Origin of the sequence: Bradyrhizobium sp. Bra64 (assembly GCF_024519875.1) — a bacterium.
Classification (GTDB): domain Bacteria; phylum Pseudomonadota; class Alphaproteobacteria; order Rhizobiales; family Xanthobacteraceae; genus Bradyrhizobium; species Bradyrhizobium japonicum_G.
The window spans coordinates 15,623-31,432 of sequence record NZ_JALJRD010000005.1 but is presented as its reverse complement, the minus strand read 5'-3'; the positions used below and the strand labels follow the sequence as shown (position 1 = coordinate 31,432).

At 65.7% G+C, this 15,810-nt stretch carries 20 protein-coding genes; 12 read left to right on the top strand and 8 right to left on the bottom strand.

Annotation, left to right across the window (positions count from 1 at the left end; genetic code table 11):
• The first annotated feature begins 65 nt into the window (after window positions 1-65).
• The 4 genes from NR187_RS17040 to NR187_RS17025 are packed head-to-tail and all read left to right on the top strand — an operon-like array spanning window position 66 to window position 3,065.
• A complete protein-coding gene (locus NR187_RS17040) occupies window positions 66-533 on the top strand; it encodes a RidA family protein (RefSeq protein WP_007603263.1) in 468 nt (155 codons plus the stop codon).
• 5 nt (window positions 534-538) lie between these two features.
• On the top strand, window positions 539-1,285 hold the full coding sequence (locus tag NR187_RS17035) for a glycerophosphodiester phosphodiesterase (RefSeq protein WP_211385852.1): 747 nt from the start codon (window positions 539-541) through the stop codon (window positions 1,283-1,285).
• A 58-nt stretch (window positions 1,286-1,343) separates the two neighbouring features.
• Window positions 1,344-2,585, top strand: a complete 1,242-nt coding sequence (locus tag NR187_RS17030; RefSeq protein ID WP_211385851.1) for a GNAT family N-acetyltransferase — start codon at window positions 1,344-1,346, stop codon at window positions 2,583-2,585.
• A 51-nt stretch (window positions 2,586-2,636) separates the two neighbouring features.
• Window positions 2,637-3,065, top strand: a complete 429-nt coding sequence (locus NR187_RS17025) for an HIT domain-containing protein (protein ID WP_211385850.1) — start codon at window positions 2,637-2,639, stop codon at window positions 3,063-3,065.
• Between the two features lie 120 nt (window positions 3,066-3,185).
• Here NR187_RS17025 and tsaA read toward each other — a convergent pair whose 3' ends face one another.
• The 4 genes from tsaA to NR187_RS17005 all read right to left on the bottom strand — a co-directional run bounded on the left by tsaA (window position 3,186) and on the right by NR187_RS17005 (window position 5,880).
• Window positions 3,186-3,677 (bottom strand): tRNA (N6-threonylcarbamoyladenosine(37)-N6)-methyltransferase TrmO, encoded by a 492-nt coding sequence (gene tsaA / locus NR187_RS17020; RefSeq protein WP_256807096.1) that lies wholly within the window; start codon window positions 3,675-3,677, stop codon window positions 3,186-3,188.
• 30 nt (window positions 3,678-3,707) lie between these two features.
• Window positions 3,708-4,058, bottom strand: coding sequence for an AzlD domain-containing protein (locus tag NR187_RS17015; protein ID WP_256807095.1), 351 nt, complete (start codon window positions 4,056-4,058; stop codon window positions 3,708-3,710).
• Window positions 4,055-4,795, bottom strand: coding sequence for an AzlC family ABC transporter permease (locus tag NR187_RS17010; RefSeq protein ID WP_256807094.1), 741 nt, complete (start codon window positions 4,793-4,795; stop codon window positions 4,055-4,057). Before NR187_RS17010 ends, NR187_RS17015 begins: the two co-directional genes overlap by 4 nt.
• A gap of 125 nt (window positions 4,796-4,920) precedes the next feature.
• Window positions 4,921-5,880, bottom strand: a complete 960-nt coding sequence (locus NR187_RS17005) for a transglycosylase SLT domain-containing protein (RefSeq protein WP_256807257.1) — start codon at window positions 5,878-5,880, stop codon at window positions 4,921-4,923.
• 315 nt (window positions 5,881-6,195) lie between these two features.
• Between NR187_RS17005 and NR187_RS17000 the strand changes: the two genes are divergently transcribed.
• Window positions 6,196-6,657 (top strand): hypothetical protein, encoded by a 462-nt coding sequence (locus tag NR187_RS17000; protein ID WP_256807093.1) that lies wholly within the window; start codon window positions 6,196-6,198, stop codon window positions 6,655-6,657.
• On the opposite strand, the gene NR187_RS16995 is transcribed toward NR187_RS17000, so the two are convergent.
• A complete protein-coding gene (locus tag NR187_RS16995) occupies window positions 6,647-6,847 on the bottom strand; it encodes a hypothetical protein (RefSeq protein WP_256807092.1) in 201 nt (66 codons plus the stop codon). The genes NR187_RS17000 and NR187_RS16995 overlap by 11 nt on opposite strands.
• 332 nt (window positions 6,848-7,179) lie before the next feature.
• Window positions 7,180-7,428, bottom strand: coding sequence for a type VI secretion protein (locus tag NR187_RS16990; RefSeq protein WP_256807091.1), 249 nt, complete (start codon window positions 7,426-7,428; stop codon window positions 7,180-7,182).
• A 357-nt stretch (window positions 7,429-7,785) separates the two neighbouring features.
• Here NR187_RS16990 and NR187_RS16985 point away from each other — a divergent pair, with 357 nt between their 5' ends.
• Complete coding sequence (locus NR187_RS16985; RefSeq protein ID WP_256807090.1) at window positions 7,786-8,424, top strand: HAD family hydrolase; 639 nt, start codon at window positions 7,786-7,788, stop codon at window positions 8,422-8,424.
• Here NR187_RS16985 and NR187_RS16980 read toward each other — a convergent pair.
• Window positions 8,421-9,461, bottom strand: coding sequence for a phenylacetaldoxime dehydratase family protein (locus NR187_RS16980; RefSeq protein WP_211385841.1), 1,041 nt, complete (start codon window positions 9,459-9,461; stop codon window positions 8,421-8,423). The genes NR187_RS16985 and NR187_RS16980 overlap by 4 nt on opposite strands.
• An 11-nt stretch (window positions 9,462-9,472) precedes the next feature.
• Window positions 9,473-10,489: a carbon-nitrogen hydrolase family protein gene (locus tag NR187_RS16975; protein ID WP_211385840.1), complete on the bottom strand. Its 1,017-nt coding sequence runs from the start codon at window positions 10,487-10,489 to the stop codon at window positions 9,473-9,475.
• A gap of 197 nt (window positions 10,490-10,686) precedes the next feature.
• Here NR187_RS16975 and NR187_RS16970 point away from each other — a divergent pair, with 197 nt between their 5' ends.
• From NR187_RS16970 to NR187_RS16945, 6 genes are all read left to right on the top strand, one after another.
• Complete coding sequence (locus NR187_RS16970; RefSeq protein ID WP_211385839.1) at window positions 10,687-11,643, top strand: helix-turn-helix domain-containing protein; 957 nt, start codon at window positions 10,687-10,689, stop codon at window positions 11,641-11,643.
• A gap of 108 nt (window positions 11,644-11,751) precedes the next feature.
• On the top strand, window positions 11,752-11,946 hold the full coding sequence (locus NR187_RS16965) for a hypothetical protein (RefSeq protein WP_249129394.1): 195 nt from the start codon (window positions 11,752-11,754) through the stop codon (window positions 11,944-11,946).
• Window positions 11,947-12,062: 116 nt separating this feature from the next.
• A complete protein-coding gene (locus tag NR187_RS16960; protein WP_211385838.1) occupies window positions 12,063-13,088 on the top strand; it encodes an aldo/keto reductase in 1,026 nt (341 codons plus the stop codon).
• Window positions 13,089-13,341: 253 nt separating this feature from the next.
• The gene (locus NR187_RS16955; RefSeq protein ID WP_211385837.1) at window positions 13,342-13,689 is read left to right on the top strand and encodes a c-type cytochrome; all 348 of its coding nucleotides are present in this window, start codon (window positions 13,342-13,344) and stop codon (window positions 13,687-13,689) included.
• Between the two features lie 79 nt (window positions 13,690-13,768).
• Window positions 13,769-15,190 (top strand): MFS transporter, encoded by a 1,422-nt coding sequence (locus NR187_RS16950; RefSeq protein WP_256807089.1) that lies wholly within the window; start codon window positions 13,769-13,771, stop codon window positions 15,188-15,190.
• A gap of 108 nt (window positions 15,191-15,298) precedes the next feature.
• Window positions 15,299-15,757 (top strand): translation initiation factor 2, encoded by a 459-nt coding sequence (locus tag NR187_RS16945; RefSeq protein WP_256807088.1) that lies wholly within the window; start codon window positions 15,299-15,301, stop codon window positions 15,755-15,757.
• Window positions 15,758-15,810: the final 53 nt, after the last annotated feature.

Below are 15,810 nucleotides of genomic sequence, written 5' to 3'. Positions count from 1 at the left end.
ACAGGGCGCGCCCGGCCGCCAACGGACGCGCCGGAGCGGATGAATTTTGGACAACGAGGTCGAAGATGGCGGGCACGGTCGAGCAGAAACTGGCGGAACAGGGCATCAAGCTGCACGAGGCCCCCACCCCCGTGGCCAATTACGTGCCGTTCGTGCGCACCGGCAATCTGCTGTTCGTCTCCGGCCAGGTCTGCTTCGATCCCGCCGGCAAGCTGATCGCCAAGGGCAAGCTCGGCGCCGGAGTGACCATCGAAGAAGGGGCCGCGGCCGCCCGCGGCTGTGCCGTCAACCTGCTGGCCCAGGTCAAGGCTGCCCTCGGCGACCTCGACAAGGTCGTCCGCGTGGTGCGCCTCGGCGGCTTCATCAACTCCGCCCCGGACTTCCTGGACGGGCCGAAGGTGCTGAACGGCGCCTCCGACCTGATGGTCGCCGCCTTCGGTGACAAGGGCCGCCACGCCCGCACCACCGTCGGCGTCGCCTCGCTCCCCGCGGATGCGGCGGTCGAGGTCGAAGGCGTGTTCGAGGTCGCCTGACGCGAATGCGCGCTCCTGATTGGCTGACAGCCCGGCCGGTCGCCCATCGTGGCCTGCACGACATTTCCCGCGGCATCGTCGAGAACATGCCGGGCGCGGTGCAGGCTGCCATCGCTGGCAATTTCTCGATCGAGGTCGATATCCAGCTTTCCGCCGACGGCGAGGCTATGGTGCATCACGACCATGCGCTCGGCCGCCTCACCGAGGCGACCGGCGATCTGGTCAAGAAGACCGCCGCCGAACTGAAGGCGATCAAGTTTAGGGATACCGACGAGCGGATGATGTCGCTGTCCGACCTCTGCGCCATGGTGGCCGGCCGCGTGCCGCTGGTGATCGAGGTGAAGAGCCATTTTGGCGGCGACCGCAAGCTGGTGAAGCGGATGGCCGAGGTGCTGGCGTCCTATCAGGGGGCAGCGGTCGGCATGTCCTTCGACCCCGACCAGGTGCTGGCTCTGCGCGAATTGTTGCCCTCCCGCCCGCGCGGCATCGTCGCGCAGCGGAGCTATGAGGACGAGTACTGGGCCTACCTGACCCGAGAGCAGCGCGACAGCATGCTGTACCTGCGCCACGGCTTCCAGACCCAGCCGCATTTCGTCGCCTTCAAGGTCGACCACCTCCCGGCCCCCGCCCCCTGGATCGCCCGCAACGTCTTTGGCTGCGCCCTGCTGGGCTGGACCGTGCGCACGCCCGAGCAGCGGACGCGGGTCGGGCAATATGCGGATCAGATGATCTTCGAGGGGTTCGTGCCTTAGGACGCCCTCTTGGGACGCCCTCTTGAAGTCACTGCTGCAATGCACGATCTTGGGCACGATGGCATCATCTGAAATCACGCTCGAGGCTGTACCCTCGATTGGCGAGGTATCTGCTGAGGATTGGGACGCCTGCGCCAATCCCGGCACGGCTTGTAACGGACATGGCAAGGGAACCTCGTCCGGACTTCCAGGCGATTCCCTCGGACTCTCAAAGCCTGCCTATAACCCCTTCGTCTCCCACGCATTTCTATCCGCCGTCGAGAAATCAGGTTCAGCCACAATCCGCACCGGCTGGGGCCCGCGGCATCTCGTGGCCAAGCTCGACGGCCGCGTCGCTGGCATCGTCCCTTGCTATCTGAAATCGCACTCTCAAGGTGAGTACGTGTTCGACCGCGGCTGGGCCGACGCCTATGAGCGTGCGGGCGGGCGCTATTACCCGAAGCTGCAGGTCTCGGTTCCCTTCACGCCCGCGACCGGCCCTCGGCTCTTGGTCCGAGACGGCGTCGACCACGAGCGCATCACGGAAGCGCTGGCGAGCGGGCTGGTGGCGCTGTGCGGCGTCAGCAAGGCCTCCTCGGTCCACGTCACCTTCGCGCGCGAGGCTGAGTGGAAGCTACTGGCCCGGCACGGCTTCCTCCAGCGCACCGACCAGCAGTTCCACTGGCACAATGAGGGTTTTGCGAGCTTCGACGACTTCCTGGCGACGCTGAACTCGCGCCATCGCAAGTCGATCAAGCGCGAGCGGCGCGACGCACTGGCCGCCGGCGTCACGATCCATTGGCTCACGGGCCGCGATATCACCGAAGACGCATGGGATGCGTTTTTCACGTTCTACATGGAGACCGGCTCACGCAAATGGGGCCGGCCGTATCTGACGCGGGAATTTTTCTCGCTGATCGGCGAGACCATGAGCCAGGATGTGCTGCTGGTGATGGCCCGCCGTAACGATCGCTGGATCGCGGGCGCGATCAACTTCATCGGCTCGGACACGCTGTTCGGCCGCAACTGGGGCGCGGTCGAGCATCATCCCTTCCTGCATTTCGAGGTCTGCTACTATCAGGCGATCGATTTCGCGATCAAACACGGCTTGGGGAATGTCGAGGCCGGCGCGCAGGGCGAGCACAAGATCGCGCGCGGCTACCTGCCGCGGACGACCCATTCCGCCCACTTCATCGCCGATCCCGGCCTGCGCCGCGCCATCGACGATTACCTCAAGCGCGAGCGCGCCTATGTCGCGGAGGCTGGGCGGGAGCTCGCCGAGCTCGGCCCGTTCCGCAAAGGCGTCGACGAGGCGCCTTGACGCCCTCGCGCCGCTGGTGACAGTAGGCAAAAATCTCGAGGAGCCGCAGCCATGACCGCCTACGATCCCAACAACATTTTCGCGAAGATCCTGCGCGGCGAATTCTCCTGTCACAAGGTCTATGAGGACGAGCATGTGCTCGCATTCCTCGACATCATGCCGCGGGTGCCCGGCCACACGCTGGTGATCCCGAAGGCCCCTGCCCGCAACATCCTCGACATCAAGCCCGACGACTATGCGCATGTCGCCCGCGGCGCGCACAAGATCGCCGCCGCTGCGATGAAGGCGTTCAAGGCCGACGGCATCACCGTGCAGCAGTTCAACGAGGCCGCCGGCGGACAGGTGGTGTTTCACCTGCACATGCACGTGATGCCGCGCCACGACGGCGTGGCCATGCTGCCGCCCGCCAGCCGCAAGGAAGACGTCAAGGTGCTGGAAGAGAACGCAACCAAGCTAATCGCGGCGTTGCAGGCGGTCTAAGTCTCTCCCACTCGTCATTGCGAGCGAAGCGAAGCAATCCAGACTGCTCCCGCCGAGACAGTCTGAATTGCTTCGCCGCAAGGGCTCCTCGCAACGACGACGTTAGAGCGGAGCGCCCCCCTATTCGGTCTGGAAATCCCCCGGCTGCGGCGCGGCCAATGGGGTGAACTCGCAGCGGTCGGGCTTGATGTCGATCAGCGGCGTATTGTCGATGCAATCGAGCCCGCGCACCAGGATCGCGTTGCCCTCGATGCCAACGAGCTTCACGATCGAGGTGCCGATCGGATTGGGCCGAACCGGCGAGCGCAGCGAAAAGGCGCCGCGGGTCTTCTCGTTGTTCTTCGGGCTTTGCAGGAGGATGTCGCGGCGCGACTTGTCGAGCCAGTAGAGCACTTCGAGATTGCTGTAGAAATCGACGCCCTTGATCGCCAGCAGGAACGGCTCGAAGATCTCGAGCCGACATATCGGGCCGTCATGCCGCCCCTGCCGCGGCGTCTCCAGCCGCGAGGTCCAGGGCGTGCGGATGCGGCCGATGAAGACGAGGCCGGCATCCCCGGTCGGGGGCAGCTCGATGGCGACCTCGCCTTCGCGGAGCTCGTTTTCGCGAACCATATTTCCAGTTCCCTGCTGTTCGCCGGGGTTTTAACCCAACCACCACTTGCCGGCCAGCATGAAGACTTCGCCCGCGACCACGCCCGCGAAGATCGAGCGGCGGGTCAGCAGGAAGACCACGAGGCCGGCGCCGACTGAGCCATAGCGCAGGACATCCGGCACGCTAGCGAGCGCGCCCGGCGGCTCGACCACGATCTGGGCGATGACGCCGGCCAGGATCGCGGTCGCGACCGCCCTCACCCAGACCAGAAGCTCGGAGCCCTCGTCGAGGCCGCCGCCGAACCACAGGCCCAGCATCCGCCATATCTGGTTGGGAACGACGCCGGCGACGAACAGCACCGCTAGCGCATGCCAGTCGCCGATGAACTGCGCATAGCTCATGCGCGCACCTCCCGCCACCAATGCACGCCATAGGCGATCGTGCCCGCGATCAGGCCGCTGACGAGGATGTCGAGGCCGGAGTTCATCTTCGCGGCCAGCGGATACAGCAACATCCCCAGCGCGAGCGCGACGACATCGGCGACCTCGCGGCTGTTGCGCGCGGTCGAGAACAGGAAGGACAACGGCGTCAGCAAGAGGATCGCCGCGCCAAGCGTCTGCGTGAGATTGGCGGCAAGGAAATAGCCGACCGCATTGGCGGTAAGGCACACCGAGACCAGGCCGCAGCCGAGCCCGTGGACGAACGCGATGCGCCGCTCGCGCGGCACCTGCGGCAGGAAGCGGTGGCATTCGACCCACAGCGTCACCGCGGTGAGGTGAGCGGCAAATACCAGCTCGCGCCTCTTGGTCGTCGGCGTGCGCATCAGCGGCAGCACCGAGACCACCATCGGAAACAGGCGGATCGCACTGACGGTGACCGCGATTGCGGACTGGATGACGGTCGCACCGGAGCCGAGCGTCGTGATCAGGATGATCTGCGCCGGACCTGCCCATACGAAAAGCGTCGAGCAGAGCGCCCAGAGCAGACTGAAATGGGTGTCGTGAGCGAGCGCGCCGATTCCGAGATAGGTCACGAACAGCACAATTGTGAGGATCGTCTGCGTGATCGAGCGCAGCCCCCACGCAAAGGCGCGCCACGGGCTTTGCCATTGAGGTGAATCGAGCGGAGGAAGCGCCACGGGAGTCTTGGGCCGGGGTGAGGAATCGTGCTGGCATAACGGGCAAAGCGAGGGCTGGCGTCAAGCAAGCGGGCGGCGGGGCTGGCATGCAGGCGTGGCGCTCGCGACCGTCGTTCCGGAATGCCCTACCCGCTCACACCACGGTTCTTCAGCACGAAGCAAGCCCCGCCTGACTTGCGGATTCGACCGCAGAGTTCGTCCGCCTCGCTCCGCGTGTCGGCGCCGATGCGCACCTGATAGAAGGCGCGCGTGCCGCGGCTGCGCATCACCGAGCTTAGCAGGCTCGGATCGCGTTCTCCGATCACGGGGCCGAGCCGGGTGACGGCGCGGGAATACATCGCCAGCGCCCTGTTGCGGTCGAAGCCGGCGGCGAGCTGCACGCCCCAGATCTTTGCGGCGGCAAGCTCGACATGCTGCTCCAGCTCGGCGACGAAGGCATTCGGAGCGCGCTTCAGGAGGGCCATCAGATCGCGGCAGCCCGTCGGTGGCGCGCTTGGCGGCCCCTTGCCGGTGCCCCCTGCCTTGGCCCAGGCATCGACGGATGTGCCGGTGATGGCGAGAACGTAGTTGCGTGTCTGCTCCGGCATCGGACCGGTGCCGGCGAGCCATTCCTGCACCCGGCGCGGCCCGGCATTGTAGGCGGCGGCAGCGAGGCCGAGATTGCCGAACTGGTTGCGCAGCTCGTTCAGGAATTCGGCCGACTTCGGCAGCGCCTGTACCGGATTGAAGGGATTGAGCAGCCCACGCTCGCTCGCGGTGCCCGGCATGAATTGCGCGATCCCCTGCGCATGCTCGCCGCTGCGCGTCATGGGCCCCACGGCATCGGCCTGGAAGCGGCTCTCCTGCCAGATCACGCGGGCGAAGAACTCCAGCGGCAGGTTGGCATCGCGCGCGGCCGCCTCGACGATCAGGCAGATCGACTCCCGCGTGTCGCTCTCGCGCGCGTCGGTGGATTTCTCCGCCGGCTTGGCGGGCTCTTCGGCACTGGGGACGGCGACGTCGGAGCTCGCGGGCGAGCTGTCCTCTGCTGCCACCGCTGTCGCCGAAACAAACAGTACAGTGATGACGCGCCATGCAATCTGCATCCACCGCGGGCAGGCGAGCCCGTGGCGCGCGCCGGTGCGGCGTGCAACAAGATGATCCGCCAGATTGTGGCATCCTGCCATGGTTCGATGAGTTGCCAATATGCTGCCTGACCTGCCTTTCCCAATGCGCTCCCTCGCCAAACGGATCCGGGCGATCCTGGCCCTCACCGCACTCCTCCTGACCGCCGCGCCGGCCATGGCGCAGGTCTGGCGCAGGTCTCCTGGCAGATGACCACGGAATACCCCGAGAATAACATCTCCGAGATCGGGCTCGCGACCTTCGCCAGCCGCGTCTCCGAAAGGACGCACGGTTTTGTGACCGTCGCGAACGCCTCCGAAAACGCCCTCAAGATCAATTCTGGCGAGATGCCGCGCGCCACGATCGACCGTCGGATCGCCGGAGGCGATGCCTTCGCGGGGGCGCTTTCGAGGCTCGATCCGGTGCTCGGATTGTCCACCCTGCCCTTCCTGGTCCAATCGGTGGATCTCGCCCGCGCCACCAATGTGCAGGCGCGCCCGCTCTACGAGAAGGCACTGGCAGCTCGCGGCCTGAAACTGCTCTATCTGACCATCTGGCCGGCCACGGGGCTGTGGTCCGACCAAGCGCTCGAAGGCGACAGCGATCTACCGAGACTGAATTTGCGAGCCTACGCGAAATCCAGGCAGGAGCGGAGACAACCGCGATCGTCGAATGGGCGAGACAATAATGAGGGAGCGGCAGCGGCCATCGGCGATGAACGCTCCGCCAGTGTTGTCGCTTGCCGGTCTAGTTTTTGATTGGAACCGGGCTTTCGCCGCGAATGGCGCGGTCGAGCGCATCGATCAGCGCCTGGATCTCCACGAACTTGTTGCGCGCTCGCTCGGCCGTGTCGCGCACAAAGGGAGCGGCCAGCACTTTCGCATGCGCGTCCCTGTCCTCGATCATGCGATCGCGGGCCTTCTTCAGTGTTTCAAGTCGCTCGCTCATCCAGCCTCTCCTGAAAATTTCGTTTCGATCCCAAGCCCGAACTCAGTCGAAGGACGCCGGCAGCTCGCCCTTCCGGAATAATATCTTGGGCTCGTCGTCATAGTCGCCCATTTCGGGATCGCCGCTCGACGAGAACGCAACGACGGCGAGTTTGATCAATGCCAGTCTCTCGGCCGTTCACAGCGCGCCGCTTTCCGACTTGCAGACGATCGGAGATCCCGGCTTCAAATTTCCGCCCTTGCCGGGGTTGAAGGCTTGCACGACATAAGTTGTTTCGCTGACCACGGGGAACTTCCTTTGGCCGGCTGCAAAACGCGGCGAATGAGCCCCCCTCAACAGCCGCGGCAGATGTTCTTCAGCTTCGCTGCGGTTCTGGCCTCTTCCGCAACGAACGGGTCCTTGTAAGCGGCGCGGGACGTCTTGTTCTCCGCAGCAACGGGCGTTTTCTCCTTCGGAGGAAACGCGGCGTCGTAGCAGGCGAGACGACCGCTCGTGCTTTCGATCACGCGGCATTCCGGTCCTGCCGCGGCGGCGCCTTGCGACAATGTGCCGAGCGTCAATGCGAAAAGAATCGCACTCACACGGGCGCCTTTCCTATCCATGCAGGACAGCCGCAGCGGCGACCAGAAGCAGGAGAAACAATGGAACGACCACCGGCGGCACGATCCATTCGGCCAGACGAAATTGAGACATGCATGCTCCTGCTCAGTCGGCGGGAGCGCTCGAGACCCTCAGTCACCGGTGGATGCCATGGGAAGGGCGGTGATGGCGCGAGTCTACGCTTCCCTCACGCCAATAGCGAGCGTTAAACGGTAAGCGACCTCAGTAGGGGGGATTTCGGCGTGAGAGCTGTTGCGTCTTGTCTTGGCGCGTTGCCTTGGCCCGTGGCCTCGTTTAGGTCAAACAACGGACGGCGGTATCAACACAGGCACGGCAACATGGTTACGATCTATTTCGATCTCGACGGCACGTTGACCAATCCCAAGCCCGGGATCACCCGCTCGATCCAGTACGCCCTGGAGCGCCTGAACCTCGCGGTGCCGGACGAGGACGAGCTGACCTGGTGCATAGGTCCGCCCCTGCATGCCAGCCTGCAAAAGCTCACCGGCAGCGAGGAACTCGCCGACCGCGCGCTGCTGCTCTATCGCGAGCGCTTCAGCGATGTCGGCCTGTTCGAGAACGAGGCCTATGCCGGCATCACGGATACTCTGGCAACGCTGGCCGCGACAACGCCGCGCATGTTCGTGGCCACCAGCAAGCCCGCGGTCTACGCCACCCGCATCGTCGATCATTTTGGCCTGAAGCCCTATTTCGAGCGCGTGTTCGGCTCCGAGCTCGATGGGACGCGCGTCGACAAGCGCGACCTGCTGCGCTACGCGCTCGACGAGGCGGAGGTCGACCCGAAACAGGCGATCATGATCGGCGACCGCAGCCATGACGTGGTCGGTGCTCGCACCAACGGCATGACCGCGATCGGCGTGCTCTACGGCTATGGCAGCGAGGCCGAGCTGAGGGACGCCGGCGCGCATCACATCTGCGCCGCGCATCCCGAGCTGCTCGGCCATTGCGTGGCCTAGGCGCCGACCGTTTCGACCGCCGCCAGCATGCCGGTCTTCGGGTGACAGTTCAGATATTCGAAGAACTGCTCGTCCGCGGCCGCCACCGTGACCTCGTGATAGAGCCTCAGCTTTGCCGAGGGTCCGAGCGTCGAGAGGTACTTCATCGCCGCGCCGAAGATCCTGACATGGGTCGGATGCGACTCTGCCCAGCGCTCCAGGGCGGCGAGACTCTTCCACCAGCTCTGGCCGTAGGATTTTTCGCTCGCGCTGCCCTCGGCCGCGAGCACGCGCATGTAGCGGTTGGCATAGCAGCCGATGCCGAGCCCGTCGTCGCTCAGAAAATCCATGCCCTCGCGCAGCACCGGCTCGACGTCGTCGAGATAGAGCTTTCGCTCGGAGGCCTCGGTGTCACTCCAGTCCTGCCCGGAGCGGATCAGGCAGAGATTGTCGTGAGCCTTCACCCGCAGCCGCGCGCCATCGCGGACCAGCTCCGGAGCACCGCCGGGCGCCAGCGCATCGGTTTGCGACAGCGGGATGCGGTCACGCATGCCGCCCCAATAGGCGTGCTCCTGCACCTCGCCGCTCATGCCGTCGGCGATGACTGCCACGCCTTCGGGCCGGCCGAGCGAGGAGAACAGCGTCTCGTGCCGCGCCAGTGCGGGACGCAGCACCTCGATGAAGGTGCCGACGCCCTCGCGCTGCCTTGCGGTCCAGGCCTCACGCCCCGGTTCGAACCAGGCGTCGAAACGCGCGATGTCGTCCCAATAGGCCACCGAGACGACGTTCTCATGGCCGGTGTGGTCGAGATATTGCGCGCGGTCCCAATGCGAGGGACCGCACTCGCCGGCGAACCGGCCGCCGATTTCAGCGAGCGCCTCCATCGCCGCCGCCGGTGCGGCGCCGCGATACTGCACGCCGAAATAGGCCATGACGACACGACTGACCGCGGGCTTGTAGCGCGCCACGAACGACGGGTATGGCGGCTGATAATCGTCCGGCACCCGCTTGTGGCGCGAGCGCTGAGTCTCGAGATGCAGGGGAATTGCGGATTCCATGATCAACCCTCTCAGCTCGCCGCTGCGCCGATGTCCGCGGGCTCGACGGTGTCGACCGGCAGCGCGAACTGCTCGACGCGCTGGTACCGCTTCTTGTTGAGCAGTAGCCGCGTCACGTCGGGCCGGGAATAATGCCCGGCAGGATCGGCGGCGTTCTTGGCGACGCCGATGGCGCCGAGATCGATCTCGGCGATCAACAGCCCTTCCTGGTCCGGCGCGAGCTTGTCGCCGATCTGGCTGCCGTCGGGGCCGTAGATCGCAGCAAAGCCGCCACCGGCATGCAGCAGCGCGTGCTTGTCCGGCCGATCACAGAGTTCGTCGATCATCGCTTGCGAGACTGTCGCACAAGGCGCGAGCACGAAGCAGGAGCCTTCCACCGCGTAGACACGCGAAGCGGCGTTGTTGACCTCAGCGCCGAGCGCCGGCGCGAAGGGATCGTAGAGCGAGAAGCTCGGCCAGGCCGCGACATGCACCTGCTCGTTTTGCGCATACATCGCGTATTTCGACAGCGGCTGGAGGTGCTCCCAGCAGCAGAGCGCGCCGATGCGACCGATGTCGGGCCGCGCATGCACGGCAAGATCGCTGCCGTCACCCTCGCCATAGACGGTGCGCTCGGCATGGGTCGGCCGCAGCTTGCGGCGCTTTGCGATGGTCTCGCCGTCCGGCCCGATCAGCCATTGCGCCAGGTAAAGGCTGCCGCCATCGCGTTCGGAAAGGCCGATCACGGCGGTAAGCTTCGCCTTGCGCACGGCATCGCGCAGCCGCTCGGCCTGCGGACTGTCGTAGGAGAGCGAATTGTCGAAATAGCGCTGCACGAAGCCGCGGCCGATCGCCCAGGCCGGCGAATCCATCCAGATGTGCCAGGGGTAACCGGGGATGAACGCTTCCGGAAAGGCGATCAGCTTGGCGCCCTTCTCGGCGGCGTCCCTGATCAGGGCGATCGACTTGTCGATCGAGGCGTCGAGATCGAGCCAGGCGGGCGCCGCCTGCACCACTGCGACCTTGTATTTCGGATGTTCGATGCCCATTGCCGCCTCCATTGCCGGTTGATCGGAAGCCACGTCCGATGCAGTCTATTTGGCCAAGCCCGGCGGCCGGGCGCTCGACCGCCGCGGAACGAAAACTCGACCGGACGGGATCGCGGCCCGGTACGGGATTTGCCTCCGGTTGGGTCGGAGCTGCGCCAACACGCGATTTTGCGGGATGTGAAAGGGAGGCTCTCCAGATGCCAATCCAGTTCACCACGGACGACAGCCCCGGCCACCGGCGGCTTGCGCTCTGGCAGGATATCGTCTGCGACGTCTTCGTCGGGCTGGACTGCAAGTCCGACCTCGGCAGCGCCTTTCGCGGCTCGGTCACGCAGGCTCCGCTCGGCAAGGCTGTATGCTCGGAGGTCTGCTCGGACCGTCAGCATGTATTTCGCACGCCCTCGCGCATCGCGCGCTCGGATCAGGATTTCGTGCTGGTCGCGCTCGGCAATCGCGGTGACGGCGGCGTGGTGCAGGACGGCCGCGAGACCGTGATCCACCCCGGCGAGTTCGCGCTCTACGACACGACCCGGCCCTATGAGCTGAAGTTCAACGGCACATTTTCGCAGACCATCTTCAAGGTGCCGCGCGAGATGCTGCAGCGCCGGCTCGGCGCGACCGAAGCCCTTACCGCCAGCTCTTTCGGACCAGATTCGCCGCTGCAGAGGATCGCCTACGACTTCATCGCCCGGCTGTGCCAGAGCGCGGATCAGATCGATCCGCTCCACGCCGCCGCTCTGTCGGAACAGGCCGTCGATGTCCTCGCCATGGCACTGGGCGAACGGCTGGGCAGGACGCCGCTGCCGTCCTCGACGCATCGCTCCGCCCTGCTCTACCGGCTGAAGGCGCATATCCGGGCTCACCTTGCCGATCCCGACCTCTCGCTGTCCGATACCGCAGTGGCGCTCGGCATGTCCTCCCGCTACGTGAACGATCTCCTCGCCGACGAGGACACCTCGTTCCAGCGCTATGTCCTCGGTGAGCGTCTTGCTCAATGCAGGCGCGACCTCGCCACCCCCGTGCTCGCCCACCGCCACATCAGCGAGATCGCCTTCGCCTGGGGCTTCAACGACCTCTCGCATTTCGGCCGGGTCTTCCGCGAGCATTTCGGGATGTCCCCGCGCGACTTCCGGCAGAGTCAATTGCGGCATTGATATCAAGACAGGCATCGGTCCGAGCCTTCGCCTCGGGCGAAGGCGATGCTCGGCAATCCAGATTGTCAGATCGTCCCGCCGGCATCAGGCTGGCGCACATGAGGACTCATGTCACGACAGGCGGATCGGAGGGTGCTGGTCGTGCTGGGCTGGGGCCTGACGCTCCTGCCGCGGCAGGCGCGTGACGGCGAGGCCGTCTGCCTTCCCTCGTCTGCAACAAGAGGCGTCGCTCAGCTTTCGGCGACGACGATCAGCGCGCGCCTGACCGACGCAGTCGTCGAGGACATGCGCCTGCATGACTAGGCCGTTTCCAAGCAAGGCCGGTATGTGAGCGCGGCGTAGGACACGGCGCGTGCTTGCACTACCATCGAGGACCAAGGCTGCAGGGATCAATCAGCGGCCAGCCGAGGAGCATATCGATGGAATACCGACGCTTGGGCCGCTCAGGCCTCATGGTGCCCGCCTTGAGCTTGGGAACAGGCACTTTCGGCGGCGTGGGCCGCCTTGCTGCGTGGGGGACGACCGACGCGACCGAAGCGCGCCGCCTTCTCGATATCTGCCTCGAGGCCGGCGTGTCGATGTTCGACACCGCCGACGTCTATTCGCTCGGCGAGTCCGAGCGTGTTCTCGGCGAGGCCATAAAGGGCCGCCGCGACAAGATTTTGGTCTCGACCAAGGCAACCTTCCGCTTCGGCGACGGCCCCAACGACATCGGATCGTCACGGCAGCATCTGCTCGCGGCCATCGATGCTTCGCTCGCCCGGCTCGGCACCGATTACATCGACCTGTTCCAGCTTCACGGCTTCGACGCCTTCACCCCGCCTGAAGAGGTGCTCGCGACCCTCGACGTGCTCGTGCGCGCCGGCAAGATCCGCTATGTCGGCGTCTCGAATTTTTCGGGCTGGCACCTGATGAAGTCGCTCTCAGTCGCCGACAAGCACGGTTTTCCGCGCTACGTTGCCAACCAGACCTACTATTCATTGATCGGGCGCGACTATGAATGGGAGCTGATGCCGCTCGGCCTCGACCAGGGGTTGGGGGCGGTGGTCTGGTCGCCGCTCGGATGGGGCCGCCTCACCGGAAAAATCCGCCGGGGCCAGCCGAAGCCCGAGGTGAGCCGCCTGCCCAAGACCGCCGACTTCGGCCCGCCGGTGCCGGACGAGCATGTCTACCGCGTCGTCGATGCGATCGACGAGATCGCGAAGGAGACGGGCAAGAGTGTCTCGCAGATCGCGCTGAACTGGCTGCTCCAGCGTCCGACCGTCTCGACGCTGATCATCGGCGCGCGCAACGAGACACAGCTGCGCGAAAACCTCGGCGCGATCGGCTGGTCGCTGACCAAGGATCAGATCGCCAAGCTCGATGTCGCCAGCAAGGTGACGCTGCCCTACCCCTACTGGCACCAGCGGGGGACTTTCTCCGACCGCAATCCGCCGCCGGTGTAAGGCGCGCCCGCCCTTGAGCTGCGTCAAGCCCGCTTGCGTCGGGCGTGGCATCCTGCGGCCGTCGCGAGGCTCCCGATGCGCCGATTTGCCATGAAGGCCCTGTTCACGGCTCTCACTCTCAGAAGGGGTGAGAACGAGAGGATCGATTGGGATCGCCGCATCCTGATCTTCTCGATAGCAGTAACGATCGCCTTGGTCGCATTCTACGTCTGGGGCAAGGCAGACTTGCGCTGGGAATGACGGGGAATGCTCGATGAAGAGGTTCACGCCGGTTCTGCTGGCCGTTGGCGTGCTATGGAGCGCCGATGGTCAAGCCAAGAACTTCGAGAACATTGAGCAGCGGCACGCTGAAGCACTGTTGCAGCGGATGTGCTCGCAGTGCCACGCGGTCGGCAGGACCGGCACGAGCCCAAACAAGGTGGCGCCGCCGTTTCGTCGCCTCGGCGAGAACAAGCTCTACGATCCCGATTTCATGCAGCGCCTTCAGGACGGCTACAGCAGCATCCACCGCTTCATGCCGACGTTTCGATTCGGCCGCGACGACGCCGAGGCCGTGGTAAACTATCTCAGAGCGATTCAGGAGCCGCAGAAGCCGAAATAGCCGTCGGCTTTGGCTGGAACCATCCCGGGTCGGACCAAGTTGCGGACGAGCAACCGCGCCTCAACCGAACACGTTTGCCATGTCGTCAACTACGATCGAGCATGCCGACGGCCTGCCGCAGCCGCAGCGGAACCGAGCGGTGCTGACCATTGCGCTCGGCATCATCATGGCCGTCGTCGACAGCGCCATCGCCAACGTCGCGCTGCCGACGATCGCGGCCGACCTCGACGCGAGCCCAGCTATCTCGATCTGGATCGTCAACGGCTACCAGCTCGCGATCACGATCTCGCTCTTGCCGCTCGCCTCGCTCGGCGAGATCGTCGGCTATCGCCGTGTCTATCTGGTCGGACTTGCACTGTTCACGCTGGCATCGGCATTTTGCGCGCTGGCGCATACGCTGCCGCTGCTGACGATCGCCCGCATCATCCAGGGCTTTGGCGCGGCCGGCATCATGAGCGTCAACTCGGCCCTGGTGCGCTTCACCTATCCGCGCAGCCAGCTCGGCCGCGGCATCGGGCTTAACGCGCTCGTCGTCGCCTTCTCGGCCGCGATCGGCCCGACGCTCGCCGCCGGCATCCTCGCGGTCGGAAGCTGGCCCTGGTTGTTCGCCATCAACGTGCCGCTCGGTGCGGTGACGCTGGTGCTGGGCCTGCGCTGCCTGCCGCACACCACGCCCGCGAGCCGTTCCTTCGACTGGCAAAGCGCGGGGCTGTCCGCCATCACCTTCGGCGTCGGCATCGCCGCGGTCGACAGCGTCGGGCACGGCGAGGCCGCCGCCACCTGCCTCGTGCAGTTCGCCATCGCTCTCGTCGCCGGCGCGCTGCTGATCTACCGCGAAACCCACATGAAGTCGCCGCTGCTGCCGGTCGACCTCTTGCGCATCCCGGTGTTCGCACTGTCGATTGCGACCTCGATCGCCTCGTTCTGCGGGCAGATGCTGGCCTTCGTCGCGATTCCCTTCTACCTGCAGAGCCGCTTCGGCTATTCGGCGGTGCATATGGGCCTGTTGATCACGCCATGGCCGATCGCGGTGGCGTTCGCAGCGCCCCTCGCCGGCCGCCTGGTCGAGCATTATCCGGCCGGCCTGCTCGGCGGCATCGGGCTCACGCTTTTCGCCTGCGGGCTTGGCGCGCTCGCCTTCCTGCCAGCGGCGCCGACGCCGCTCGACGTGATCTGGCGGATGGCGCTGGCCGGTGCCGGCTTCGGCCTGTTCCAGACCCCCAACAACCGCACCATGATCGCCGCCGCCCCGCGTGAGCGCGCCGGCGGCGCGAGCGGCATGCTGGGCACGGCGCGACTGCTCGGCCAGACCACGGGTGCGGCGCTGGTGGCGCTGTTCCTCGGCCGTTATCCGCTGGAGGGAACGCGGATGGCGCTGCTCACCGCCGTCGGCTTCGCGCTCTGCGGCGCGGCGCTGAGCATGCTGCGGCTGTCGCCCGCGGGCGCGCGCGGCGCGGAGCACGTCCGCGTGCAGGACGACCAGCGCCTGCGCGGCGAATAGCGCGTCACCGCCCGGCCGGCGACAACCCGTAGTTTTACCATGCCACCCAAGAATGATTGCGCTCGCGCTTTGGTTGCGCTTCATTGGCGATGGGACAAGGGGCATTTCATGCGATCATTTGGAATTGTGGCGCTCAGCGTCATGCTGGGCGGCTGCGCGTCTGTGACTCGCGGCACGACTGAAAACATCAGCATCTCATCGACACCTTCGGGCGTGGAAGCCGTGGTCAGCGGACTGGAGGTTCCGACCACCTGCACGACGCCCTGCGCCGTGGTCGTCAAGCGGAACGCCGACATCTCCATCACCTTCCAGAAGGAAGGCTATGAACCGCAGATCGTGCCGCTCAGCCGAGACATTCAGGGCGGCGGGGCCGCCGGCTTTGCCGGCAATCTCCTGCTGGGCGGTGTCGTCGGCATGGGGGTCGATGCCGCAACGGGCGCCGCAACCGATCACAAGCCGAATCCGGTCATCGTGACGATGCAGCCGTCGGTTCCTGCCCGCACGCGGCCGCCTGCGCCGAAGAAGCCGCGGCCGCCAGCGGCACCCGCGCCCGACACCGGCACTTAGAATCACTCACTGCTGCGACAAGCAAAAAGGCCGGCTTTTCAGCCAGCCTTTTG

Coding starts and splice junctions, on each gene's coding strand:
- NR187_RS17040 (WP_007603263.1), top strand. CDS start 66: ATGGCGGGCACGGTCGAGCAGAAACTGGCGGAACAGGGCATCAAGCTG.
- NR187_RS17035 (WP_211385852.1), top strand. CDS start 539: ATGCGCGCTCCTGATTGGCTGACAGCCCGGCCGGTCGCCCATCGTGGC.
- NR187_RS17030 (WP_211385851.1), top strand. CDS start 1,344: ATGGCATCATCTGAAATCACGCTCGAGGCTGTACCCTCGATTGGCGAG.
- NR187_RS17025 (WP_211385850.1), top strand. CDS start 2,637: ATGACCGCCTACGATCCCAACAACATTTTCGCGAAGATCCTGCGCGGC.
- tsaA (WP_256807096.1), bottom strand. CDS start 3,677: ATGGTTCGCGAAAACGAGCTCCGCGAAGGCGAGGTCGCCATCGAGCTG.
- NR187_RS17015 (WP_256807095.1), bottom strand. CDS start 4,058: ATGAGCTATGCGCAGTTCATCGGCGACTGGCATGCGCTAGCGGTGCTG.
- NR187_RS17005 (WP_256807257.1), bottom strand. CDS start 5,880: ATGCAGATTGCATGGCGCGTCATCACTGTACTGTTTGTTTCGGCGACA.
- NR187_RS16995 (WP_256807092.1), bottom strand. CDS start 6,847: ATGAGCGAGCGACTTGAAACACTGAAGAAGGCCCGCGATCGCATGATC.
- NR187_RS16985 (WP_256807090.1), top strand. CDS start 7,786: ATGGTTACGATCTATTTCGATCTCGACGGCACGTTGACCAATCCCAAG.
- NR187_RS16980 (WP_211385841.1), bottom strand. CDS start 9,461: ATGGAATCCGCAATTCCCCTGCATCTCGAGACTCAGCGCTCGCGCCAC.
- NR187_RS16975 (WP_211385840.1), bottom strand. CDS start 10,489: ATGGGCATCGAACATCCGAAATACAAGGTCGCAGTGGTGCAGGCGGCG.
- NR187_RS16970 (WP_211385839.1), top strand. CDS start 10,687: ATGCCAATCCAGTTCACCACGGACGACAGCCCCGGCCACCGGCGGCTT.
- NR187_RS16965 (WP_249129394.1), top strand. CDS start 11,752: ATGTCACGACAGGCGGATCGGAGGGTGCTGGTCGTGCTGGGCTGGGGC.
- NR187_RS16960 (WP_211385838.1), top strand. CDS start 12,063: ATGGAATACCGACGCTTGGGCCGCTCAGGCCTCATGGTGCCCGCCTTG.
- NR187_RS16955 (WP_211385837.1), top strand. CDS start 13,342: ATGAAGAGGTTCACGCCGGTTCTGCTGGCCGTTGGCGTGCTATGGAGC.
- NR187_RS16950 (WP_256807089.1), top strand. CDS start 13,769: ATGTCGTCAACTACGATCGAGCATGCCGACGGCCTGCCGCAGCCGCAG.
- NR187_RS16945 (WP_256807088.1), top strand. CDS start 15,299: ATGCGATCATTTGGAATTGTGGCGCTCAGCGTCATGCTGGGCGGCTGC.